This is a genomic window from Pseudomonas sp. LJDD11, assembly GCF_024584215.1.
Classification (GTDB): domain Bacteria; phylum Pseudomonadota; class Gammaproteobacteria; order Pseudomonadales; family Pseudomonadaceae; genus Aquipseudomonas.
On sequence record NZ_JANJFL010000013.1, the window covers coordinates 26402 to 48821 of the forward strand.

The window sequence follows — 22420 nt, forward strand, 5'->3', positions numbered from 1 at the left end:
CACAGGGATGTAGCGGGCCTGGTGCGGTTCCTGGCGCGTCAGCGCTTTATCTTTCATCTGCTGCGCCGAGGTCATCATGGCATTCGATTGGGCTTACTTTTATTCGCTGTTTTCGGTTGGGGCATTCTGGAAAGCCTGTTTGACCGTGGTTCAACTCAGCGCCTTGTCCTGGGGCATTGGCCTGGTGCTGGGCTTTGTGCTGGCCAGCGCCAAGCTGTCCAGCCATGTCTGGCTGCGGGTGCCGGCAGGCCTGTATATCTGGCTGTTTCGCAGCATTCCGCTGCTGGTGTTGCTGATCTTTGTCTACAACCTGCCGCAGCTGTTTCCAGTCACCGGCAGCCTGTTGTCGCAACCGTTTTACTCCGGGTTGATCGCCCTGGTGCTGACCGAGACCGCTTACATGGCCGAGATCCATCGCGGCGGTTTGCTGTCGGTGCTTAAGGGCCAGCGCGAGGCCGCCAAGGCCTTGGGCATCCGCGGGCTGGGCGAGCAACGTCTGGTGATTATTCCGCAGGCGATCCGCATCGCCTTGCCGACCCTGACCAACGAGTACGTGACCATCGTCAAGCTCACCTCACTGGTCTCGGTCATCTCCCTCAACGAGCTGCTGCTGGTCGGCCAGCGCCTGTATGCGCAGAACTTTCTGGTCATGGAAACCCTAGCTGCGGTTGCCGTGTACTACGTGTTGATCGTCACCCTGTTTGGCTGGCTCTTGCAGTGGGCCGAGCGGCATCTGGACCTGTCGCGCAAGAGCGCCCAGACCCTCGACGCGCATCAGGCCAGTGCCTTGCGCCAACCCGCCACGCTTGGCAAAAGCCGTAGCGAGCCCGTTGCCGGGCAAGCCGACGCCTTGCAACTGCGCGGCATTCACAAGCGCTACGGCAACCATGAAGTGCTCAAGGGCATCGACCTTAGGGTTCGCCCTGGCGAGGTGATTTCCATCATCGGCCCGTCGGGCTCCGGCAAGACGTCGCTGATCCGCACCATCAACAGCCTGGAAAGCATCGACAAGGGCGAGATCGTGCTGTTCGGCAATGACTTCATCGCCGCCGGCCAGCGCGGTGACTCACCGGCCCAGCGTCAAGGGCTGGGGCGTATTGGCATGGTGTTCCAGAACTTCAACCTGTTCCCGCACCGCACCATTCTCGACAACGTGATCATTGCGCCGCGTTATCACCGGCTGGCCAGTGTCAGCGAGCTGCGTAACCGGGGCTATGCGCTGCTCGACCGGGTCGGGCTGCTGGCGCATGCCTACAAGTACCCGCATCAGCTTTCCGGTGGCCAGCAGCAACGTGTGGCGATTGCCCGCGCCCTGGCGATGGAACCGGACATCATGCTGTTCGACGAACCCACCTCGGCGCTCGACCCGGAGCTGGTGGGCGATGTGCTCAAAGTCATTGGCGACCTGGCTCAGGAGGGCATGACCATGCTGATCGTCACCCACGAGATGGACTTTGCACTGTCGATTTCCGATCGCATCGTGTTCATGGAAAACGGCCACGTGGTCACCGACGCTTCACCCCATGCGATTCGTAACGAAGGGCATGCCAGGGTGCGGCGTTTCATTGGTCTGGAACAGGAGGCGTTGGCATGACCACCTGTGGAGAATTCCTCGTCAAACAACTGCAGGCCTGGGGCGTCGATACGGTATTCGGCATCCCCGGTGTGCACACCGTTGAGCTGTATCGCGGCCTGCCGAGCAGCGGCATCCGCCACGTCACCCCGCGCCATGAACAGGGCGCGGGTTTTATGGCCGACGGTTATGCGCGGGTCAGCGGCCAGCCGGGTGTGTGCTTCATCATCACCGGGCCGGGCATGACCAACATCCTTACCGCGATGGGCCAGGCCTACGCCGACTCGATCCCAATGCTGGTAATCAGCAGCGTGAATGAACGCGCGCGGCTCGGGCTCGGCAAGGGTTACCTGCACGAACTGCCCAACCAGCGGGCGATGGCCGCCGGGGTCAGTGCCTTCAGCCATACCCTGATGAGCGTTGAGGAACTGCCTGCCGTGCTGGCCCGCGCCTTTGCGGTGTTCGACAGCCAGCGGCCACGGCCGGTGCATATCGAGTTGCCGTTGGACATCATTACTGCGCCGGCCGATCACCTGGTGCTTGCGCCGCGCTGTCGGGTGCCGCGCCCGGTAGCGGAGGCCGGGGCCATCGCTGAAGCTGCACGGCGGCTGACCCAGGCCCAACGTCCCTTGCTGTTGCTGGGCGGCGGGTGTGTCGAAGCGGTGCAGGAGGCGGCGGAACTGGCCACCCGGCTCGACGCACCGACTGCACTGACCATCAATGCCAAGGGCTTGCTGCCGGGCGATCATCCGCTGCTGCTGGGCAGCAACCAGTCGTTGGTGCCGGTGCGGCAACTGGCGCTGCGCGCCGATGTGGTTCTGGCGATTGGCACCGAACTGGGCGAGACCGATTACGACGTGGTGTTCGATGGCAATTTCCGGATTGGCGGCGAGCTGATCCGCATCGACATCGACGCCGAACAACTGACCCGCAACCATGCGCCGGCTCTGGCGATTGTCAGTGACGCACGCCAGGCCATGCAGGCGCTGTTGGCGCTATTGCCGGACCGGACGTTGAGCGCTGACAGCCCCGGCGCCCAACGTGCCGCCGAGGTGCGCGGGCAATTGGCCGAGGATTTTAGTGGCTGGGCGCATTACCGGCGGTTGTTCGACGCTGTGCTGGAGGTGTTACCCGAAGCGCGTTTTGTCGGCGACTCGACCCAGACCGTGTACAGCGGCAACCACCTGATGGAACTGCCCGGCCCGCGCCGCTGGTTCAACTCGTCCACCGGCTACGGCACTTTGGGTTACGGCCTGCCGGCCGCCATAGGCGCCAAACTGGCCGAGCCGGGTCGACCGGTGATCAGCCTGATGGGCGACGGCGGCATGCAGTTCAGCCTGCCGGAACTGGCCAGCGCCGTGGAGGCGCAGGTCGCGATCATCGTGCTGCTGTGGAATAACCAGGGCTATGGCGAGATCAAAAGCTACATGCAGCGCCGCGACATCACCCCGTTGGGCGTGGATATCTATACCCCTGATTTTCTGACCATCGCCCGCGGCTTCGGCTGCGCCGCCGAACGCGCCCGCGACCATGCGCATATACAAGCGCTGCTGCGCGAAGCGCCGAGTGATCGGCCGTTGATTATCGAAATCAACCAGGCTCCGCCGTTTGCGCCTTGATATCGGCCTGACCCTGCAGGAGCGACCGGGCGGCGATCTGCGTTAGCGGCGAAGCCTTCGCGGCTGAAGCCGCTCCTACAACGCGCATTCCATTTCACACTCTGGAAAGACTGACCATGCACACCCCTCATTACATCAACGGCCAGTGGCTGACCGGCGAGGGCGATGACGTCCTTGTGGTACACGACCCGGCGCTCGGTCAGCCCATCGCTGAACTGATCTCGGCCAGCGCCGCCCAGGTCGATCAGGCGGTCGCGGCTGCCCGTTTGGCCTTGCCGGTCTGGAAAGCCACGCCGGTTGCCGAGCGTGCCGCTATCCTGCGCCAGTTTGCCGGGCAACTGACTCAGCGCCGTGAAGCCTTGATCACCCTGCAAATGCGCAACAACGGCAAACCCCGGCATGAGGCCGAGGTGGATCTCGACGATGCCGTGGCGACCTTCAATTACTACGCCAACCTGATCGAAACCCAGCCCGCCGACCGCCAGGTCGAGTTGGCGGCACCGGGCTTCACTGCGCGCACCCGCCTGGAGCCGGTGGGTGTGGTGGGCCTGATCGTGCCGTGGAATTTTCCGCTGGTCACCAGCGCCTGGAAGCTCGCCCCGGCCTTGGCGGCGGGCTGCACCGTGGTGCTCAAACCGTCGGAAATCACCCCGCTGATCGAGCAGACCTACGGCCAGATCGCCGAGCAACTTGGCTTGCCCGTCGGCGTTTTGAACATCGTTACCGGCAAGGCCGCCACCGGCGCGGCGCTCAGCGAGCATCGCGGCCTCGACAAGCTGTCGTTCACCGGCAGCAACGGCGTCGGCAGCCAGGTGATGCGCAGCGCTGCTGCTTATTGCCGACCGGTGACCCTGGAGCTGGGCGGCAAGTCGGCGTTTATCGTGTTCGATGATTGCGACCCGGACCAGGCCGTCGACTGGATCGTTGCAGGGATCTGCTGGAACGCCGGGCAAATGTGTTCGGCCACCTCGCGCTTGTTGATTCAGGAGGGCATTGCCGAAGCGTTGATTCCGCGCTTGCAGGCGGCCTTTGCTGCGTTGCGTGTGGGTAACCCGCTGACCGAAGACATCGACATGGGCCCGCTGACCAGCGAGGCGCAATGGCAAAAGGTTACTGAGTATCTGGCGTTTGCCCGTAACGAGGGGTTGCAGTGCCTGGCCGGTGGTTCAGTGCCGCAGCGCGCCGGCTGGTTCGTCAGCCCGACGCTGTATGTCGACGTGCCAGACAGCAGCCGCCTGTGGCAGGAAGAAATCTTCGGCCCGGTGTTGTGCACCCGGCGTTTCAGCACCGAACAACAGGCCATTGCCCTGGCCAATGACAGCCGCTTCGGCCTGGTTGCCACGGTGGCCAGCGCAGATCTGCGACGTGCCGAGCGGGTCGCCGATGCGCTGGAAGTGGGGCATGTGTGGATCAACTCGGTCCAGGCGGTGTTTGTCGAAACCTCCTGGGGCGGCACCAAAGCCAGCGGCATTGGCCGCGAGCTGGGGCCGTGGGGGCTGGCAGCGTATCAGTCGGTCAAGCACGTGACCCGTTGCCTGTAGGAGATCGCCCGCCGCCTCGGCGCCGCGCTGTCGCGCAGCATGCCTTTGTGGGAGCGACCTTGGTCGCGAAGACTGCCGCACATTCGCAGTAGATGCTGTGACTTTACTGGCCTCTTCACGAGCAACCGGAGCGCCGGCCGGCTGCTCCCACCGGGGCATCGATGTAAATCAATGACCCCTCACTCGCTACGCTCGCCACACAAGTCCAGCACAAACAACTGCTCAACCTCTTTCTGCGCCAACCCCGCGCCAATCAGCGCAAACAGTTTGCCCAGCGCCGCTTCACGGGTCATGCCACCGCCAGACACCAAGCCGGTCGAGGCCAGCTGGCTGCCCGCCGCGTACACACCAAAGTCCACGTGCCCCTGCGGGCACTGGCTGATAGCGGCCAGCACCACGCCTTGGGCATGCGCCTGGCGCAGTACCTCGAGCAGTTCGGCGTTGTCCGAAGGCCCGGTGCCGCTGCCGTAGCATTCCAGCAGCAGGCCCTGTACGCCGCTGCCCAGCAGGGCGCGCAGGTGTTCGGCGCGCAGGCCGGGAACCAGTGGCAGGCTGAGCAGATTGACCGCTTCGCGCGGCTGGCGGTAGTCGATGCTCGCTGGCAACTCGGCCAGGTGCTCGCCCTGACGCAGACGCGGCATCACCTGGAAGGCATCGAAGGCATCGCTGCGCAGCTTGCTGACCCGGGCGCCGTGCATCAGCGCACCATTGAAATACAAGTGCACGCCCGCTGGCACACCGTCGTGCAGGGCTTGCAGGGCACCGAACAGGTTGGGCCAGGCATCGCTGTTGTCAGCGCCGGCCGGCAGCATCGAGCCGGTCAGTACCACTGGCACTGGCAGGCCCAGCAGCAGGAAACTCAGCGCCGCTGCGCTGTAGGCCAGGGTATCGGTGCCATGCAGCACCAGCACGCCGTCGCACCCTTGTTCTACGCCCTGGCGAATGGCCGCCACCATCGCCAGCCAGTTGCTCTGACTCATGTTGGCGCTGTCGATCAGCGGTAGCAGCTCGCGGAAGGTCCACGCGGGCACTTGTTGCGGTTGCTCAGCCTGCTGGGCACGCAGGCGTGCTTCAAAACCGGAAGCCGGGGCCAGGCCGTCGGCGCTCATCTGCATGCCAATCGTGCCACCGGTATAGAGCACGAGAAGGTTTTGCACGGCGGGCATAACGATTTCCTTATTAGAGTTAGGGATTTGGAAACGGGCAGGATAGCGCCGATTGCCTTGTGAGGCAGGCGGCAAATCCGGTTTCCTGAAAATTAGCGTGCCGCTTTGCTCAGGCGGAGCAGAAGCGGCAGCAAGAAGGGGGCCAGCGAACGGCAGCGAATGTGCCGTTCGCTCAGCGAGACTCAGCGTTGAGTCTGCAAGCCTTCAGCGGTGGCAGTAGCTTGCACGCTGTCGGCGGCCTTGACCGCAGGCCACGAAGCGCGGTCCAGGTCCAGGTCGGTGAACTTCGAACCGTCGAACACGGGTTGCTCGATACCGGCCTTGCGCTGCTCGTCGTAGTCTTTCATCACCCGCAGGCCGATTTTGATCAGCATGGCCAAGGCGGTCAGGTTGACGAATGCCAAGCAGGTCATGGTGATGTCGGCGAAGGCGAACACGGTGCCCAGGTTCTGCATCGAACCCCAGCAGATCAGCGCCAGTACCATGCCACGGTAGGTCAGCAGGGCGACCTTACTGCGGCCGAACATGAACTGCAGGGCGTTTTCACCGAGGTAGTAGTTGTAGAGGATGCAGGTGAACACGAACAGGCTCAGCGCGACGCTGATGAACGTGCGACCCCAGTCACCTACCACCGCGGCCAGCGAGTTTTGCGCCAGGACGATGCCGTCGCCGCTATAGCCCACGTCGTAGATGCCCGACAGCAGAATCAGCAGCGCGGTGCAGGTGCAGATCACGAAGGTGTCGAGGAACACGCTGAACGCCTGAACCACACCCTGTGCGGCCGGGTGCTTGACCGAGGCTACGGCTGCCACGTTCGGGGCGCTGCCCAGACCGGCTTCGTTGGCGAACACGCCGCGCTTGACGCCCATTACGATGGCGCTGCCGATCAGGCCGCCGAACACCGGGTCCAGACCGAAGGCGCTCTTGACGATGGTCATCAGCATGGCCGGTACGTGTTCGATCTGGATGGCGATGACGTAGATGGTCACCGCGATGTAGATCAGGGTTTTGACTGGCACCAACAGGTCAGAGACCGCAGCAATACGCTTGATGCCGCCGAGGAATACCAGCGCCAGCAGCACGGCCAGGGCGATACCGCTGTACTGGACCGGGATGTCGAAGGCGTTTTGCAGCGAGTGGGTCACGGTGTACGACTGCAGGCCGTTGAACGCCAGGCCGTAGGTGACCAGCAGCAGGACCGCAAAGGTCATTGCCATCCAGCGCAGCTTCAGGCCGTGCTGAATGTAGTAGGCCGGGCCGCCACGGTACAGGCCGTCACCGTCGCTGCGCTTGTAGACCTGGGCCAGGGTACATTCGAAGTAACTGCTCGACATGCCGACCAGTGCGGTGACCCACATCCAGAACACGGCGCCTGGGCCACCGAGGGTGACCGCGATGCCGACACCGGCGATGTTACCGGCGCCAACGCGGCCGGCGAGGCTGAGCATCAATGCTTGAAACGAGCTGAGTTGCCCGCCGCTGCTGCGCAGCGATTCCTTGAACACGCTGAACATGTGGATGAAGTGGCGGAACTGGACGAAGCGCGAGCGCAGGGTGAAGTAGCTACCCAGGCCGACGATAAGCACGATCAACACCTTCCCGGACAGGAAGTCGTTCAGTACTTCGAGCATGATGAGAATCCTCGATTCTTCTTGTGATTGTTGGCACGCCAAGGCGACGCGTTATGCGGTGGCTGATTTTTGAGCAAGACATTTGCCGAAACAATTTCGCGGGTCGATCCGATATGGCGCTACTTGATGCTATATTGGCGCCAGTCGCGTCATCTGAGCCGTCTATCCATGTCCAGTCATCTTGGTGAAAACCTGCGCCTGTTGTGCAGCCACTACCGCTCTATTGCGCAGGTCTGCCGCAAGCTCGGCCTCAACCGTGCGCAGTTCAACCGCTACCTGTCCGGCGAAAGCCAGCCGACGGCCTACAACCTGAAAAAGATCGGTGATTTTTTCGGCGTCGAGACCTATGAGCTTGGCCTGCCGGGCGAGCAGTTCGCCCGCCTGATCGGCGCACGCGGCAACCATGTGGGGGCGCCGGCGCAGCAAGATGCGCTACAGACCTTGCTCCAGCCCCTGCGCGATCACTCCGGCGACCTGACCCGCTACTGCGGTTACTACTTCGAATACGCCAACTGCATGTCAGTGCCAGGCACCATCCTGCTGTCACTGGTGCACATGCGCGAAGAGGGCGGGGTGTTCATGTTCGAACGCCAGGAGCGCCAGGTGCTGTCCAATGGCGGGCAAGTCGAAGAGTCGGCGCGCTGCCGCTATCTGGGCGCGGCCTTCCAGTTGCAAGACCGGTTGTTTTTGATCGACTACGAGTCTCTGACCTTCAACGAAGTCAGCCAGACCATCCTGATCCCCAGCTTCAAAAGCCGCATCACCCGCCTCAACGGCCTGAAAACCGGCGTCTCCAGCGGCGACCGCCGCACCCCGGCCTGCACCCGCGTGGTCTGGGAGTTTCTCGGCACCGAGATCAACCGCATCAGCGCCTACCGGCAAGTGATGCTGTATGCGCCTGATGACCCACGCATAGATCCAGAGATCCGCCAGATACTGGCGCATGCGCCGGTGAGGGATGGGTTGTTTGAGGTGGAGTGAGGCTGATTGGTCAAGCCATCTTGCGGTCTGGCTGGGTCTCGGTGGGGGGTGGCTCAGCCGACGAATGCAACGCATCGCGCTGCCAGCCAGTCTGACCACCGGAGCGCTACAACGGCAACGACGTCGTCGATTTGATCTGCTCCATCGCGAAGCTGGAGCTGATGTCGGTAATGCCCGGTATCTGGATCAGCTGTTTGTACACCACGTCGTACCCCGCGATATCCGGCACCACCAGCCGCAGCAGGTAATCCGTCACGCCGGCCATGCGGTACAGCTCGACCACTTCCCTGATTTCGCTGACCCGCCGGTGGAAGGTCTCCAGCCATTCCAGATCGTGGCGGCTGGTGCGCACGAAGGCGAATACCGTGACCGGCACGCCAACTTGCTTGGGGCTCAGCAGCGCCACGCGCTTGAGGATCACGCCGGTTTCTTCCAGCTTCTGGATGCGTCGCCAGCAGGCGGTGTTGCTCAGCCCGACCCGCTCGGCGATGTTGGCCAGGGCGATGGTGCAGTCCTGTTGCAGCAGTTCCAGAATCGCTTTATCGAATTTATCCACTCAGTCACCTTCAGGTGTCGCTTGGCCTGGATTTACCCATTAAGCCCGGTTGTGGAATTCTATTTCTTTTTATTGTATTTAACCGGAATAAATTTCTATAAAAGGTCAATTCCGTTCTTTATTTATCAATCGGTTTTCCTGGGTTCGGCTCTATCATTTTTCCATCCTTCACCGACCCGGTTATCCGTGAACGCCCATGTCTGAACTCTATTTCGATTACGCCGCTACCACCCCCATCGATGATCGTGTCGTCACTGACATGCTGGCCTACATGGGCCAGCGCGCGGTTTTTGGTAACCCCGCTTCCAGTTCTCATCAACATGGTCTGCAGGCGCGCCTGGCCGTGGAGCAGGCACGTCAACAGGTGGCGGCGTTGATCGGCGCCAAGCCTGAGCAGATGGTCTGGACTTCCGGCGCGACCGAATCCAACAACCTGGCGCTCAAAGGTGTCTGCGCGATGGCGCCCGAAGGGCGGCGTCATCTGATCAGCAGTTGCATCGAGCACAAGGCGGTGATCGACAGCGTCAGGCAGCTGGAGCAGCAGGGCCATGAAGTGACCTGGCTCAAGCCCGGCAGCGATGGCCTGATTCACCCGCAGATGGTCGCTGATGCGTTGCGCGAAGACACGCTGTTGGTGTCACTGATGCTGGTCAATAACGAGCTGGGCACCCTGACTGATGTTCAGCGCATCGGCCAGATCGTGCGTGCGCATGGCGCGCTGTTGCATGTCGATGCGGCGCAGGCGACCGGCAAGGTGGCCATCGACCTGGCCAGCCTGGCGGTGGACCTGATGTCCATTTCGGCGCACAAGACCTATGGCCCCAAGGGCATTGGTGCTCTATATGTCGGCGAGCGTGCCCGTGGTGTGTTGGAGGCGCAGATTCATGGCGGCGGGCATGAGCAGGGGCTGCGCTCCGGCACCCTGGCCACCCACCAGATCGTCGGTATGGGCCGTGCCTATGCCTTGGCGGCTGAAGAAATGCATTCGGAGTTCGAGCGTATTGAGCGGCTGTCAGCGCGGCTGAGCGAAGTGCTGCTGACCCTGCCAGGGGTGCGTCTGAACGGTGACCCGGTGCAGCGTATCCCGCATACCCTGAACGTCAGCATCGAGCGCTTTGCCTTCAGCCCTGCGGCCTTTACCGGCCAGATCGCCCTGTCTTCGACCTCGGCGTGCAACTCGGCCAGCAATGCGCCTTCGCATGTGCTGCTGGCGCTGGGCCTCAACCCCATGCAGGCCGGTCAGTCGATGCGCATCAGCCTGGGACGCTTTACCACCGATGAGGATGTGAATCAGGCCATTGAGGTGGTGCTTCAGCGTTTGGGCTGACGAACACCCCCTCAGTCATCCTCATCCAGATTCAGCTGGATCTCGTCCAGCTTCAACTCCAGGCGATAACCCACGGCCAGGAACAGCGCCTGGCACAGGCACAGGGTGGCGCTGAGTGAGCGAAAGGCGAAGGCGCTGCCTTCACTGACCAGCAGCAACGAGCTGGCCCGTTTGGCCAGCGGTGACAGGGTGCTGTCGGTGATGATCAGCGTGTCGGCCTGGTTGTGCTGGGCGATGCGCACGCACTGCTGGCTTTCCTTGCCGTAGGGGCTGAAGCTGATGGCGACCAGCAGGTCGCCGGCGCGGATGCTGCGCATTTGCTCGCGGTAGCCGCCGCCGATACCGCTGACCAGATGGATGCGTTTGTTGGTGTGCTGCAGGTTGTACACCAGATAGTCGGCCACGGCGAAAGAGCGGCGCACACCCACCACATAGATATTGTCAGCATTGACCAGCAGGTCTACGGCTTTCTCAAAGGCCTTGTCGTCCAGATCCTCACTCAGCCGGTCCAGGCCTGAGCGGGTCGCGTTGATGCACTCGCGCGCCAGATCGGCGCTGGCTGCGCGCTGGCTCTTGTTGGCGATCATGCTGCGGATGCGCTGCTGGTAGTTCTGCACCGGCGTGGTCTTGTGCGTATAGGCTTCGCGAAACAGCGCCTGCATCTCGCTGAAGCCCTTGAAACCGAAGCGCTGAGAAAACCGCACGATGGCCGAAGGGTGGACTTCGCATTGCTGGGCGATATCGCTGATGCGATCGACCATCACCCGGTCGCTCTGCTGGCTGATATAACCGGCCACGCGCTTGAGTTGGCGCGGCAACGCTTCGTAGTCCTCGGTAATCAGCTGCAGCAACTGCTCGACGGTGGAAGGGGCTTCCGGCGTCTGGCCGCTGGTGGGCGATTCGGACGAAGCGATTGGCATACGGGACCTCAATCATCTTGTTTTGACATCGCACGTTACAGCATTCATGGGCTGACGTCGAAAGCTTGCACGTTGGCTGGCAGGGTAACGGATGTTGAGCTTTTATGGAAATTAAATTCCATATTGAGTTTTGTGGAAAATTTATTGATTATTTGTTGGCGGCGTTCTAGCCTGAACGCAACTGGAGCCAGACCCCCTGACGGGTGCGCGTTCCATGGCTGAATAACAATAAACAGGAGCCATCGATGGGTGACATTTCCTTTTCATCAGGCCGCCAGCTGGATGTGATCTGTCTGGGTCGACTGGGTGTGGATCTCTACGCGCAGCAAGTCGGTGCGCGCCTTGAAGATGTCAGTAGCTTTGCCAAGTACCTGGGCGGATCCTCTGCCAACATTGCGTTCGGTACGGCGCGTCTGGGATTGAAGTCAGCGATGCTGACCCGCGTGGGTGATGACCATATGGGCCGCTTCCTGACCGAGTCACTGCGCAGCGAGGGCTGTGATACCCGTGGTATCAAGGTCGATTCCCAGCGGCTGACCGCCATGGTGCTGCTGGGCATCAAAGATCGTGAAACCTTTCCGCTGGTGTTCTACCGCGAGAACTGCGCCGATATGGCACTGGTCGAGGAAGATGTCGACGAAGCCTTTATAGCCAGCAGTAAATCGTTGCTGATCACCGGCACCCATTTCTCGACGCCGAGCGTGTTCAAGGCCAGCAGCAAGGCGCTGGACTACGCCGAGAAACACAACGTCAAACGCGTCCTCGATATCGACTACCGGCCGGTGCTCTGGGGCCTGACCGGTAAGGCCGACGGCGAAACACGCTTTATCGCCAGCGCCGAGGTCAGCGCCCATGTGCAGAAGATCCTGCCGCGCTTCGATTTGATCGTGGGTACTGAAGAAGAATTCCAGATCGCCGGAGGCAGCGAAGACCTGCTCGACGCACTGCGTCGGGTACGTGAAATTACTGCCGCAACCCTGGTGGTCAAGCTCGGTGCGCAAGGCTGTACGGTGATCCACGGGGCGATTCCGGCGTGCCTTGAGGATGGCGAGATTCACCGGGGCGTGCGCGTCGAAGTGCTCAATGTGCTGGGTGCCGGCGATGCCTTTATGTCTGGCTTCCTGCGCGGCTGGCTCAGCGGCGACGACGATGCGCGCTGCTGCCAGCTGGCCAACGCTTGCGGCGCCCTGGTGGTCTCGCGCCATGCCTGTGCGCCGGCGATGCCGAGCCTTGCCGAACTGGACTATCTGTTCAATAGCCCGGTGCCGATTGTCCGCCCTGATCTGGACCCTGTGCTCAACCGCCTGCACCGGGTCAGCGTGCCGCGTCGCAGCTGGAATCCGCTGTTTATCTTTGCCTTCGACCACCGTTTCCAGTTGGTCGAAAGTGCCCAGCAGGCCGGCGCCGATCCGGCCCGGATACCACAGCTCAAGCAGTTGTTCGTGCAGGCCATAGAGCAGGTCGAACGCAGCCTGGCCGCCCAGGGTGTGGTGGCAGATGTCGGTCTGTTGGCCGATGAACGTTTCGGCCAGGATGCGCTCAATGCCGCCACCGGTCGCGGCTGGTGGCTGGCCCGTCCGGTCGAGCTGCAGAACTCGCGGCCGCTGGCGTTTGAGCATGGCCGCTCGATTGGCAGCAACCTGGTCAAGTGGCCAGGTGAGCAGATCATCAAGTGCCTGGTGCAATTTCACCCGGACGATGAGCCGCTGCTGCGGCTGGAGCAGGAAGCCCAGCTCAAGGGGCTTTATGACGCCGCGCAGATCAGCGGCCACGAACTGCTGCTGGAAGTGATCCCGGCGAAGAACCATGCTTCGACCCGCCCCGACGTGTTGTATCGGGCGATCAAGCGGCTGTACAACATCGGCATCTACCCGGACTGGTGGAAGATCGAAACGCAGCCCGGATCGGTATGGCGTCAGCTCGACGAGCTGATCACCGCCCGTGATCCGTATTGCCGTGGCGTCGTATTGCTCGGGCTCAATGCACCGGTTGAAGCGCTCGCCGAAGGCTTTCGCCAGGCGGCGAACAGCCAGGTCTGCCGCGGATTTGCGGTGGGCCGGACGATCTTCCAGCAGCCTGCCCGGGCCTGGCTGGCCGGTGAGATCGATGACGCCGAGGTGGTGTCCAGGGTGCGTGAGACCTTCGAATTTCTGATCCGCTCCTGGCGCGACGCACGCGCCTGAGATGTGCCTGCATTGCACCGTCGATAACTCAACAATAAACAGGTGTGGACATGACTCAAACCAAAGTGAAGATCGGCATCAACCCGATCTCCTGGGCCAACGACGACCTGCCTTCGCTGGGCGGCGATACTCCGCTGGACACCATCTTGCGTGAAGGCAAAGAGATCGGTTTTCAGGGCTTCGAACTCGGTGGCAAGTTTCCCAGCGAGCCCGATGCCCTGCGCGATGTGCTGGGCCAATACGACCTGCAACTGGTGTCCGGCTGGTACTCCAGCGGCCTGGCCCATCGTGACGTCGAAAGCGAAATCGCGGCCATCGAGCCACACCTGCGACTGCTGGCCGAGAACGGCGCCAAGGTGATGGTCTATGGCGAAGTCGCAGGTTCCATTCAGGGCCAGCGCGTGCCGTTGATCGAGCGGCCGAAATTTCATAGCGATGCCGCCTGGCAAACCTACGCTGACAAGATTTCCCGGCTCGCCGAATTCACCCTGTCACGCGGCGTGCGTCTGGCGTACCACCACCACATGGGCGCCTATGTCGAAGCGCCTGAAGACATCGACCGGCTGATGTCGCTGACCGACCCGCAAGTGGGGCTGTTGTTCGACTCGGGGCATTGCTACATGGGCGGCGGTGATCCGCTGAGCGTGCTCAAGAAACACATTGGCCGTGTCTGTCACGTGCATTTCAAGGATGTGCGCAAGGACGTGGTGCAGTTGGCGCGCAATAACCAGTGGAGTTTTCCCGATTGCATCATCAATGGCACCTTCACCGTACCGGGTGATGGCGACATCGACTTCGCCGCGCTGCTGGGCGAGCTGGTCAAGGCTGATTACCACGGCTGGCTGGTGGTCGAGGCCGAGCAGGACCCGGCCGTGGCGCCGGCCTACGAATACGCCCAGAAGGGCTATCAAACCCTGCGCGATCTGGTGGCGCGTCTCTACGCCTGAGGAGGACTGTGATGAACCTGCTGGTCAAAGCCAACAAACAGACACCGACCCTCGTCGAGGTCCCCGTCGATGCACTGGAGTATGTCGATTTCAGTGCCCATCAACTGGCTGACGGCGAGTCTCTGAACATCACCGGCGATGATCGCGAGCTGTGCGTGGTGCTGTTGCTGGGCAAGGTCACCGCCGCCTGCGAGCATGCCCGTCATGGCCATCAGAGCTGGGAGCACATCGGCGAGCGGCAGAGCGTGTTCGAGGACAAATCGCCTTATGCCCTCTATCTGCCGCCGCACACTTCGATCAGCATCCAGGCCCATGGTCGCGCCGAGGTTGCCCTATGCCGCGCGCCGGGCAACCCCGAAGAAACCCGCGCGCCACGGCTGATCGAGCCGGCGGACATGAAACGCTCGGTGCGTGGCAAGGGCGCCAACACCCGCTATGTGTGCGACATCCTGCCGGACACCGCCCAAGCCCATTCGCTGCTGGTGGTGGAGGTGATTACCCCGTCCGGGCATTCCTCCAGCTACCCGCCGCACAAGCACGACACCGATGACCTGCCGGCCCAGAGCTTTCTTGAGGAAAGCTATTACCACCGCCTTGATCCGGCTCAGGGGTTTGTCTTTCAGCGGGTCTACACCGACGACCGCTCGATTGATCAGGCGCTGGCCGTGGAAGACAGCGACGTGGTGCTGGTGCCCAAGGGCTACCACCCGGTGTGTGTGCCGTATGGCTACACCTCGTACTACCTGAATGTCATGGCCGGGCCCAAGCGGGTCTGGAAATTCCACAACGATCCGCAGCACGAGTGGCTGCTTGATCTATAAAAACTTTGCATCTTTCACCCACACCCTGCGTACCGGAGCCCAATAACAATGAATCAGCCGCTGCGTTTTGCCCTTAATCGGATGGTTGCCCCTAACCTGACCCTGGCCAATTTCATCGCCTTGGCCAAGACCCTTGGCAGTGATGCCATCGAGCTGCGCAACGACCTCAAGGGCATCGAGATTGAAGACGGCACCCCGACCAGCCAGGTGCGCGAGCAATGCCAGGCCGCCGGGCTGCGGGTGCTGTCGATCAATGCCCTGTACCCGTTCGATGTGTGGAACGACGAACGCCGCGAGCAGACCCTCAAGCTTGCGGCCTATGCCCAGGCGTGCGGCGCCGAGGCGCTGGTAATGTGCCCGCTGAACGACACCGGCGATACCCGCTCCACGGCCGAACGTGCCCGTGACCTGCGCACCGCGCTCACTGCGCTGGCGCCGATCCTGCGCGATCACGGTCTGCTCGGTTTCGTTGAGCCGCTGGGGTTTGTCGAGTGTTCGCTGCGCACCAAGCGTCAGGCCGTGGACGCGATCAAGGCGGTCGGCGGGCTGGATGTGTTCCGTCTGGTGCACGACACCTTTCACCACCATCTGGCCGGTGAGGAGGAGTTCTTCCCCGAACTGACCGGGCTGGTGCATATCTCCGGCGTGGAAGACGGCGCGCTGCCGCTCAGCACCATCCGTGACGCCCACCGGGTACTGGTCAGCGATGCAGACATTCTCGGCAATGCCGCGCAGATCGAGCGCCTGCTGAGCAGCGGTTACAACGGGCATCTGTCGTTCGAGCCCTTTGCCGCGAGTGTGCACGGTCTGGACGATGTGCAGCCGGCTTTGCAGGCGAGCATCAAGCATCTGTGCGAGCGTGTGGCCGCTGGCAAGGCGGCGTGAGTTTCTGCTCTCAAGACGAACATAAGGTGAGTACATGAGCACGATCCGACTGACCATGGCCCAGGCGCTGGTCAAGTTTCTCGACAACCAGTACGTCAGCGTCGACGGTGTCGAAAGCAAATTCGTCGAGGGCATTTTTACGATCTTTGGCCACGGCAACGTGCTGGGTCTGGGTCAGGCCCTGGAGCAGGACGCCGGTTCGCTGGTAGTTCACCAAGGCCGTAATGAACAGGGCATGGCCCATGCCGCGATCGGCTTTGCCAAGCAGAACCTGCGGCGCAAGATCTACGCCTGCACCTCGTCGGTAGGGCCGGGGGCGGCGAACATGCTGACGGCGGCGGCCACCGCCACGGCCAATCGCATTCCATTGCTGTTGCTGCCCGGCGATGTCTACGCCAGCCGCCAGCCAGACCCGGTGCTGCAGCAGATCGAGCAGTTCCATGACCTGTCGATCAGCACCAACGATGCGTTCCGGGCGGTGAGCAAATACTGGGACCGGATCAACCGTCCCGAGCAGTTGATGAGCGCCGCAATCAGTGCCATGCGGGTGCTCACGGATCCGGCCGAAACCGGTGCGGTGACCTTGTCGTTGCCGCAGGACGTACAGGGTGAGGCTTACGATTACCCGACGTACTTCTTCGCCAAAAGGGTGCACCGTATCGAGCGGCCCCGGCCGAGCGAAGCGGTGCTGGAAGAGGCCGTGGCCCTGCTCAAAGGCAAGCGCAAGCCGCTGCTGATCTGCGGTGGCGGGGTCAAGTATTCCGGCGCCGGGCAGGCACTGCAGCGCTTCGCCGAGAAGTTCGGGATTCCCTTCGCGGAAACCCAGGCGGGCAAGAGCGCGATCGTTTCTGCCCATGAGCTGAACGTCGGTGGCATCGGCGAGACCGGCTGCCTGGCGGCGAACACGCTGGCCAAAGAGGCCGACCTGATCATTGGCGTCGGCACCCGTTACACCGATTTCACCACCTCATCGAAGTGGCTGTACCAGAACCCCGAGGTGCAGTTTCTCAACCTCAATATCGGCCGCTTCGACGCGGGCAAGCTGGACGCACTCGCGGTGCTCGCTGATGCCCGTGAGGCGCTAGGCGAACTGACCACGCGATTGGCCAGCAGTGGCTACAGCGCCAGTTGGGGCAATGCCGTCGCCGAGGCGCGCGAGGCCTATCGGGTGGAGATCGACCGGGTCTACGGTGTCGAATATGCCGCGCAGGATTTCGTCCCGGAAATCGCCGATGCCATGCCGCGTGCGGTGCTCGAAGAGTTCATAGAACTGACCGGCTCCTGCCTGACCCAGAGCCGTGTGCTCGGCGTTCTGAATGCCAGCCTTGGCGCCAGGGACATTATTGTCGGCGCCGCTGGCAGCCTTCCGGGCGACTTGCAACGTGCCTGGCGCACCCTGGGCGAGAACACCTACCACATGGAGTATGGCTATTCCTGCATGGGCTACGAGGTCAATGCCGCGTTGGGGGTCAAGCTCGCCGAGCCGGACAAGGAGGTCTACGCACTGGTCGGTGACGGCTCTTACCTGATGCTGCATTCGGAGCTGGCCACCTCGATTCAGGAGCGGCGCAAGATCAACGTGGTGCTGCTCGACAACATGACCTTCGGCTGCATCAACAACCTGCAGATGGAACACGGCATGGACAGCTTCGGCACCGAGTTCCGCTACCGCAACCCCGAAACCGGCAAGCTTGATGGCGGTTTCGTACCGGTGGATTTCGCCATGAGTGCGGCGGCCTATGGTTGCAAGACCTACCGGGTCAAGACCCTCGATGAGCTGCATGCAGCGTTGCAGGACGCCCGCCAGCAGACAGTCTCGACCCTGATCGACATCAAGGTCCTGCCCAAGACCATGATCCACAAGTACCTGTCGTGGTGGCGGGTCGGCGGTGCCGAAGTCTCGACCAGTGAGCGGGTGCAGGCGGTCTCGCGGATGCTCAAAGAGAACACCGCCAAGGCCCGGCAATATTGATCATCGGCTGCAAATGAAGTGTGCGTTCGAATACAACAATTCCAACTGGAGAACACAAACGTGGCGCTAAATATCGGTGTAATCGGAACAGGCATGATCGGTCAGGACCACATCCGTCGTTGCCACTTCGCGCTGTCCGGCGCGCAGATCGTCGCGGTCAACGACATCAACCCGGAGCAGGCACGCAAGGTGGTACAGGATCTGGGTATCGAGGCTGAGGTCTACGCCAGTGGTCACGAGTTGATCGCCGCGCCCAACGTCGATGCCATTCTCGTCACCTCCTGGGGGCCGAGCCATGAAGAGTTCGTGCTCTCGGCGATTCGTGCCGGCAAGCCGGTGTTCTGCGAGAAGCCGCTGGCGGTCACCGCTGAGGGCTGCAAGAACATCGTCGAGGCCGAGATGGCGCATGGCAAACGCCTGGTTCAGGTGGGCTTCATGCGCCCGTACGACCAAGGCTATCGGGCGCTCAAGGCGGCCATCGACGAGGGCCGCATCGGCGAGCCGCTGATGCTGCACTGCGCGCACCGCAACCCGACCGTGGGTGAGTCCTACACCACAGACATGGCCGTCGTCGACACGCTGATTCATGAAATCAACGCCCTGGCTTGGTTGCTCGACGACCAGTATGTCTCGGCCCAGGTCATCTATCCGCGCAAGACCTCCCAGGCCTTTGCCCACCTCAAGGATCCGCAGATCGTCCTGCTCGAAACCGCCAAGGGGGTGCGCATCGACGTCGAGGTGTTCGTCAACTGTCAGTACGGCTACGACATCCAGTGCGAAGTGGTCGGCGAGAAAGGCATCGCCAAGTTGCCCGAGCCGTCCTCGGTACAGATGCGCAGCGGCGCCAAGCTGTCGACCGACATCCTCGTCGACTGGAAGCAGCGCTTCATTGCCGCCTATGACGTCGAGTTGCAGGACTTCATCAACAGTGTTGCCCGTGGTCAGCTTCAAGGCCCAAGTGCCTGGGATGGCTACACCGCGGCGGTCACCGCCGATGCCTGCGTCGCCGCCCAGCGCAGCGGTGCAATTGAGCCGGTCAAGCTACCGCAGCGCCCGACGTTCTACGCGTGAAGGAGATAAGCCATGCGTATCGCTCTTGACCCCAATATGTATCGCTTCCTGTCCATTCGAGAAACCATCGACAAGGCCGCGGAGCTTGGTTACGAATGGATCGAACTGTCGCCGCGCGACGACATCCTGCCGTTCTACAAATACCCGCGCGTAGACAAGGCCAAAATCAAGGAGATCAAGACCGCACTGCGCGATGCCGGGGTCGGTCTGTCTTCGCTGTTGCCGGTGTACCACTGGGCCGGGCCTGATGAAGAACTGCGCAAGGCGGCCGTGCGCAACTGGAAGCGTGTGGTACAGATTGCCGTGGAGCTGGACTGCCCGTTGATCAACACCGAGTTCGCGGGCAAGGCCGACGAAGCACTGGTGTGCGAAAACCAGTTCATGAAGTCTATGGAAGAACTGTTGCCGATATTCGAGCGTGAGGGCATCAAGGTCGACATCCAGGCGCATCCGTACGATTTTTGCGAGCGTAATAACGAATCGGTTGATCTGATTCGTGGTCTCGACACGGACATCGTCAATTATCTCTACGCTGCGCCGCACACCTTCTTCTATGACGACGGCAAGGGCGATATCGCCTCTATGCTCAAGTACGCGGGTGACAAGCTGACCCACGTGATCATCGCCGACACCTGGAACCACCGGGCTTCATCGGGGCTGCGCTATATCGTCAACCCGCCCGGTGTGGTCGCCACCGTGCACCAGCACTTCGACATCGGCCAGGGCGAGGTCAACTGGGATGCCTTCTTCGGTACCTTGCGTGAGATGAAGTTCGACGGCATTGCCACGGTGGCGGTATTCGGCCAGGAAGAACGGGCCGACGAGTCGAGCCGCTTCATGCTTGAGCGGGTGCGCAGCGAGTTGATGCGCTGAGCCTCTGCTCGTGAGCCGTGAAGCCGTTGGCAGGTACTGCAACGGCTTCGCGTCGTTTCTGCTGTGAATGTGCGGCAGTCTTCGCTAGCAAGCTGGCCCACCTCGATTCTGACCTGAAATACGGTGGGAACTAGCTCGTGAAGACGGCATTACCTTCACAGCAGATGTGCCGGTTTTATGCGCCCTTTCACGAGCGAGACGGATCGCCGTTCGCTCGCTCCTTAATAGTCGACCCAGATCGCACCCTGGTCTGCTGACGCCACACAGCGTTCAACCCAACGCACTCCTTTAACACCAGCCTCGATATCCGGATAGCGCAGGGTGCTTAGCGTTTGCTGGTCATCACGGTCGCTGGCGTCCATGGCCAGGGCGAAGCGGTAGTAGAGGTTCGACCAGGCCTCAAACAGGCCTTCCGGGTGACCACCGCCGATGCGGTCATCGAGCAACGCGTCGGGATGCAGATAGCCCATACCCCGCTCCAGGATCTGCGCCGGCTGCCCCTGAATTTCAAACGACAACTGGTTGGGCCGCTCGTCCCACCATTCAAGGCTGGCCCGCGAGCCGATGACGCGAATCTTCTGGCCGTGCATGGAGCCGGCATTAACCGCGCTGGACCAGACCATGCCCATGGCACCGCCTTCGTATTCCATCAAGGTGTAGGCGTTGTCTTCCAGCGGTGCGCGGCTTTTCACGAAGCTCTGCCGCGAGCACATCAAGCGCTTGATCTTCAACTGCGGCAGCATCACCTCAGAGAGGTACAGCGGGTGGGTGCCGACATCGCCGAGCACATAGCTGGGGCCGGCCAGACGCGGGTCGACGCGCCATTGGGTGGCCGCGTTCCGGGCTTCCACCGGGGCGCTGTGAAAACCATGGGCGAACTGCATGTGCACCAGGCGTATCTCGCCCAACTCGTCGGCGGCAATCATGGCGCGGGCCTGCTCGATCAACTGGTGCCCGGCATAGCCGTAGGTGACCCCGACGATCCGGTTACGGGCTTTGGCGAGGCGCCGCAGAATCTCGGCTTGCTCCAGGGTAAAACACAGCGGCTTCTCGCAAACCACATGCAACCCGGCTTCCAGCGCGGCCTGGGTAATCGCGAAGTGAGTGCCATTGGGCGTGGCCACCGAGACTGCCTGAATGCCATCGGGGCGCTGCGCTTCCTGTTCGAACAGGCTCAGGTAGTCGGGGTAGCAGCGTTCGGCGCTGACGCCCAGTTGTACGCCGAAGCTGCGACCCCGTTCGGCGTCGATGTCGAACGCACCGGCGACCAGTTCAAAGTTCTGGTCGCGCAGGGCGGCGCTGCGGTGGATATAGCCGATCTGGCTGGCTGATCCGCCGCCGACCATGGCCCAGCGGATGGGTTGGGCGATACGTTTGCTTCCATTGATCATGCGGCGACTCCTGTGAATCCGGCGGTGATGAGAAACTGGCGGCTGGCGGCGACGTCTTGCAGGCTGCCAGCGGCGTTACGCGGATCGCGCTCCTGTTCGACGGTGATATGGCCGTGGTAATCGAGCTCGGCAAGCAACCGGCGAATCGCCGGGTAGTCGATCACGCCCCGACCGATCGGACACATCACGCCCTTGGCGCAGGCATCGAAGAAGCGGATGCGTTCGCCCAATACCTGCTCGAACACCGCCTGATCAATGTCTTTGAAGTGCAGGTAGTCGATGTGGGCGGCGTACTGGCGCAGGGTGGCGACCGGGTCCATGCCGGCGTAGTAAAGGTGACCGGTGTCCAGGCACAGCCCGGCCGTCTGGTACGGGATGTCCTGTGTCAACCGGGCAAGCTCATCGGCGAATTCGATGTAGCCGCCCGCGTGCGGGTGAATGACCGCACGCACGCGATATTCCTGCCAGGCCAGTTCGGCGATCTGGCGGATGTGATCCATCATCGCCTGCCACTGCGCAGGAGCCAGACGCGGGGCGCGGTCGCTGTGTCCGGCGGCGTAGTCGCGCTCTTCGTGGCCCCAGTCCATGACCACCAGATAAGGCGCGCCATAACGCTGCCCCGGCTCCATGGCAATGGCTGGCAACTGGCGCAGCAGGGCGCAGATCTGGTGAGTCTGGTCGAGCAGGTTGGCGAGGTTGGTCGGCGCCACCAGGTTATCGAAAATGGTGCCCGCGACGATACGCAACTGCCGCTCGCCCAGCGCCTCAGCCAATGGCCCGGCGTCGAGCGGCATGTAGCCGATGGGGCCGAGTTCCAGGCCGTGGTAACCGGCCTGGGAGGCTTCGTCCAGCACCCGTGTCCAGGGCGGCAGGTAGGGATTGTTGATGTCGTCGATGCCCCAGCAGCAAGGGGCGGTGCAGATGTGCATGGCCATTGGAGGGCTCCCTATGTTTGTTGTTGTC

The 22420-nt window shown here is 62.1% G+C and carries 18 protein-coding genes; 12 read left to right on the forward strand and 6 right to left on the reverse strand.

Going from position 1 to position 22420, the window contains the following annotated elements; translation table 11 throughout:
- Positions 1-76: 76 nt before the first annotated feature.
- From NRB16_RS16055 to NRB16_RS16065, 3 genes are all read left to right on the forward strand, one after another.
- On the forward strand, positions 77-1594 hold the full coding sequence (locus NRB16_RS16055; RefSeq protein WP_257106497.1) for an amino acid ABC transporter permease/ATP-binding protein: 1518 nt from the start codon (positions 77-79) through the stop codon (positions 1592-1594).
- Positions 1591-3192, forward strand: coding sequence for a 5-guanidino-2-oxopentanoate decarboxylase (locus NRB16_RS16060; protein WP_257106498.1), 1602 nt, complete (start codon positions 1591-1593; stop codon positions 3190-3192). The genes NRB16_RS16055 and NRB16_RS16060 overlap by 4 nt, the downstream gene beginning before the upstream one ends.
- A 116-nt stretch (positions 3193-3308) precedes the next feature.
- Positions 3309-4733, forward strand: a complete 1425-nt coding sequence (locus NRB16_RS16065; RefSeq protein WP_257106499.1) for an aldehyde dehydrogenase family protein — start codon at positions 3309-3311, stop codon at positions 4731-4733.
- A gap of 179 nt (positions 4734-4912) precedes the next feature.
- Here NRB16_RS16065 and NRB16_RS16070 read toward each other — a convergent pair whose 3' ends face one another.
- The gene (locus tag NRB16_RS16070; protein WP_257106500.1) at positions 4913-5899 is read right to left on the reverse strand and encodes an asparaginase; all 987 of its coding nucleotides are present in this window, start codon (positions 5897-5899) and stop codon (positions 4913-4915) included.
- Between the two features lie 182 nt (positions 5900-6081).
- Positions 6082-7530 (reverse strand): sodium:alanine symporter family protein, encoded by a 1449-nt coding sequence (locus tag NRB16_RS16075; RefSeq protein WP_045482283.1) that lies wholly within the window; start codon positions 7528-7530, stop codon positions 6082-6084.
- A 168-nt stretch (positions 7531-7698) separates the two neighbouring features.
- Here NRB16_RS16075 and NRB16_RS16080 point away from each other — a divergent pair, with 168 nt between their 5' ends.
- Positions 7699-8511 (forward strand): helix-turn-helix transcriptional regulator, encoded by an 813-nt coding sequence (locus NRB16_RS16080; protein ID WP_253115036.1) that lies wholly within the window; start codon positions 7699-7701, stop codon positions 8509-8511.
- Between the two features lie 106 nt (positions 8512-8617).
- Here NRB16_RS16080 and NRB16_RS16085 read toward each other — a convergent pair whose 3' ends face one another.
- A complete protein-coding gene (locus NRB16_RS16085; protein ID WP_045482269.1) occupies positions 8618-9067 on the reverse strand; it encodes an Lrp/AsnC family transcriptional regulator in 450 nt (149 codons plus the stop codon).
- A 196-nt stretch (positions 9068-9263) separates the two neighbouring features.
- Here NRB16_RS16085 and NRB16_RS16090 point away from each other — a divergent pair, with 196 nt between their 5' ends.
- Positions 9264-10394 carry a cysteine desulfurase family protein gene (locus NRB16_RS16090; RefSeq protein ID WP_257106501.1) on the forward strand — a complete coding sequence of 377 codons (1131 nt, stop codon included), beginning with the start codon at positions 9264-9266 and terminating at the stop codon, positions 10392-10394.
- An 11-nt stretch (positions 10395-10405) separates the two neighbouring features.
- On the opposite strand, the gene NRB16_RS16095 is transcribed toward NRB16_RS16090, so the two are convergent.
- Complete coding sequence (locus NRB16_RS16095) at positions 10406-11314, reverse strand: MurR/RpiR family transcriptional regulator (RefSeq protein WP_253115039.1); 909 nt, start codon at positions 11312-11314, stop codon at positions 10406-10408.
- Between the two features lie 245 nt (positions 11315-11559).
- Here NRB16_RS16095 and iolC point away from each other — a divergent pair, with 245 nt between their 5' ends.
- Genes iolC through NRB16_RS16130 form a run of 7 tightly spaced genes read left to right on the forward strand, consistent with a single transcriptional unit; the run spans position 11560 to position 20066 of the window.
- Positions 11560-13497 carry a 5-dehydro-2-deoxygluconokinase gene (iolC, locus tag NRB16_RS16100; RefSeq protein ID WP_257106502.1) on the forward strand — a complete coding sequence of 646 codons (1938 nt, stop codon included), beginning with the start codon at positions 11560-11562 and terminating at the stop codon, positions 13495-13497.
- A 50-nt stretch (positions 13498-13547) separates the two neighbouring features.
- Entirely contained in the window at positions 13548-14444 is an 897-nt protein-coding gene (gene iolE, locus NRB16_RS16105; RefSeq protein WP_253115041.1) for a myo-inosose-2 dehydratase, read from the forward strand.
- An 11-nt stretch (positions 14445-14455) separates the two neighbouring features.
- Positions 14456-15265: a 5-deoxy-glucuronate isomerase gene (gene iolB, locus NRB16_RS16110; RefSeq protein WP_257106503.1), complete on the forward strand. Its 810-nt coding sequence runs from the start codon at positions 14456-14458 to the stop codon at positions 15263-15265.
- A 48-nt stretch (positions 15266-15313) separates the two neighbouring features.
- A complete protein-coding gene (locus NRB16_RS16115; protein ID WP_045482252.1) occupies positions 15314-16150 on the forward strand; it encodes a TIM barrel protein in 837 nt (278 codons plus the stop codon).
- A gap of 34 nt (positions 16151-16184) precedes the next feature.
- Complete coding sequence (gene iolD, locus NRB16_RS16120) at positions 16185-18122, forward strand: 3D-(3,5/4)-trihydroxycyclohexane-1,2-dione acylhydrolase (decyclizing) (protein ID WP_257106504.1); 1938 nt, start codon at positions 16185-16187, stop codon at positions 18120-18122.
- A gap of 60 nt (positions 18123-18182) precedes the next feature.
- Positions 18183-19193, forward strand: coding sequence for a Gfo/Idh/MocA family protein (locus tag NRB16_RS16125; RefSeq protein ID WP_045482246.1), 1011 nt, complete (start codon positions 18183-18185; stop codon positions 19191-19193).
- Between the two features lie 12 nt (positions 19194-19205).
- Complete coding sequence (locus NRB16_RS16130) at positions 19206-20066, forward strand: sugar phosphate isomerase/epimerase family protein (RefSeq protein WP_045482243.1); 861 nt, start codon at positions 19206-19208, stop codon at positions 20064-20066.
- Positions 20067-20287: 221 nt separating this feature from the next.
- Here NRB16_RS16130 and NRB16_RS16135 read toward each other — a convergent pair whose 3' ends face one another.
- Complete coding sequence (locus NRB16_RS16135) at positions 20288-21457, reverse strand: Gfo/Idh/MocA family protein (protein ID WP_253115045.1); 1170 nt, start codon at positions 21455-21457, stop codon at positions 20288-20290.
- Complete coding sequence (locus NRB16_RS16140) at positions 21454-22392, reverse strand: TIM barrel protein (RefSeq protein WP_253115046.1); 939 nt, start codon at positions 22390-22392, stop codon at positions 21454-21456. The genes NRB16_RS16135 and NRB16_RS16140 overlap by 4 nt, the downstream gene beginning before the upstream one ends.
- Positions 22393-22420: the final 28 nt, after the last annotated feature.

What these genes read in the sequence shown, in the direction of transcription:
- NRB16_RS16115 (WP_045482252.1), top strand. Translation starts at nt 15,314, where the DNA reads ATGAATCAGCCGCTGCGTTTTGCCCTTAATCGGATGGTTGCCCCTAAC.
- NRB16_RS16140 (WP_253115046.1), bottom strand. Translation starts at nt 22,392, where the DNA reads ATGGCCATGCACATCTGCACCGCCCCTTGCTGCTGGGGCATCGACGAC.
- NRB16_RS16070 (WP_257106500.1), bottom strand. Translation starts at nt 5,899, where the DNA reads ATGCCCGCCGTGCAAAACCTTCTCGTGCTCTATACCGGTGGCACGATT.
- NRB16_RS16130 (WP_045482243.1), top strand. Translation starts at nt 19,206, where the DNA reads ATGCGTATCGCTCTTGACCCCAATATGTATCGCTTCCTGTCCATTCGA.
- NRB16_RS16075 (WP_045482283.1), bottom strand. Translation starts at nt 7,530, where the DNA reads ATGCTCGAAGTACTGAACGACTTCCTGTCCGGGAAGGTGTTGATCGTG.
- NRB16_RS16090 (WP_257106501.1), top strand. Translation starts at nt 9,264, where the DNA reads ATGTCTGAACTCTATTTCGATTACGCCGCTACCACCCCCATCGATGAT.
- NRB16_RS16080 (WP_253115036.1), top strand. Translation starts at nt 7,699, where the DNA reads ATGTCCAGTCATCTTGGTGAAAACCTGCGCCTGTTGTGCAGCCACTAC.
- iolB (WP_257106503.1), top strand. Translation starts at nt 14,456, where the DNA reads ATGAACCTGCTGGTCAAAGCCAACAAACAGACACCGACCCTCGTCGAG.
- iolC (WP_257106502.1), top strand. Translation starts at nt 11,560, where the DNA reads ATGGGTGACATTTCCTTTTCATCAGGCCGCCAGCTGGATGTGATCTGT.
- iolE (WP_253115041.1), top strand. Translation starts at nt 13,548, where the DNA reads ATGACTCAAACCAAAGTGAAGATCGGCATCAACCCGATCTCCTGGGCC.
- NRB16_RS16065 (WP_257106499.1), top strand. Translation starts at nt 3,309, where the DNA reads ATGCACACCCCTCATTACATCAACGGCCAGTGGCTGACCGGCGAGGGC.
- NRB16_RS16055 (WP_257106497.1), top strand. Translation starts at nt 77, where the DNA reads ATGGCATTCGATTGGGCTTACTTTTATTCGCTGTTTTCGGTTGGGGCA.
- iolD (WP_257106504.1), top strand. Translation starts at nt 16,185, where the DNA reads ATGAGCACGATCCGACTGACCATGGCCCAGGCGCTGGTCAAGTTTCTC.
- NRB16_RS16135 (WP_253115045.1), bottom strand. Translation starts at nt 21,457, where the DNA reads ATGATCAATGGAAGCAAACGTATCGCCCAACCCATCCGCTGGGCCATG.
- NRB16_RS16095 (WP_253115039.1), bottom strand. Translation starts at nt 11,314, where the DNA reads ATGCCAATCGCTTCGTCCGAATCGCCCACCAGCGGCCAGACGCCGGAA.
- NRB16_RS16060 (WP_257106498.1), top strand. Translation starts at nt 1,591, where the DNA reads ATGACCACCTGTGGAGAATTCCTCGTCAAACAACTGCAGGCCTGGGGC.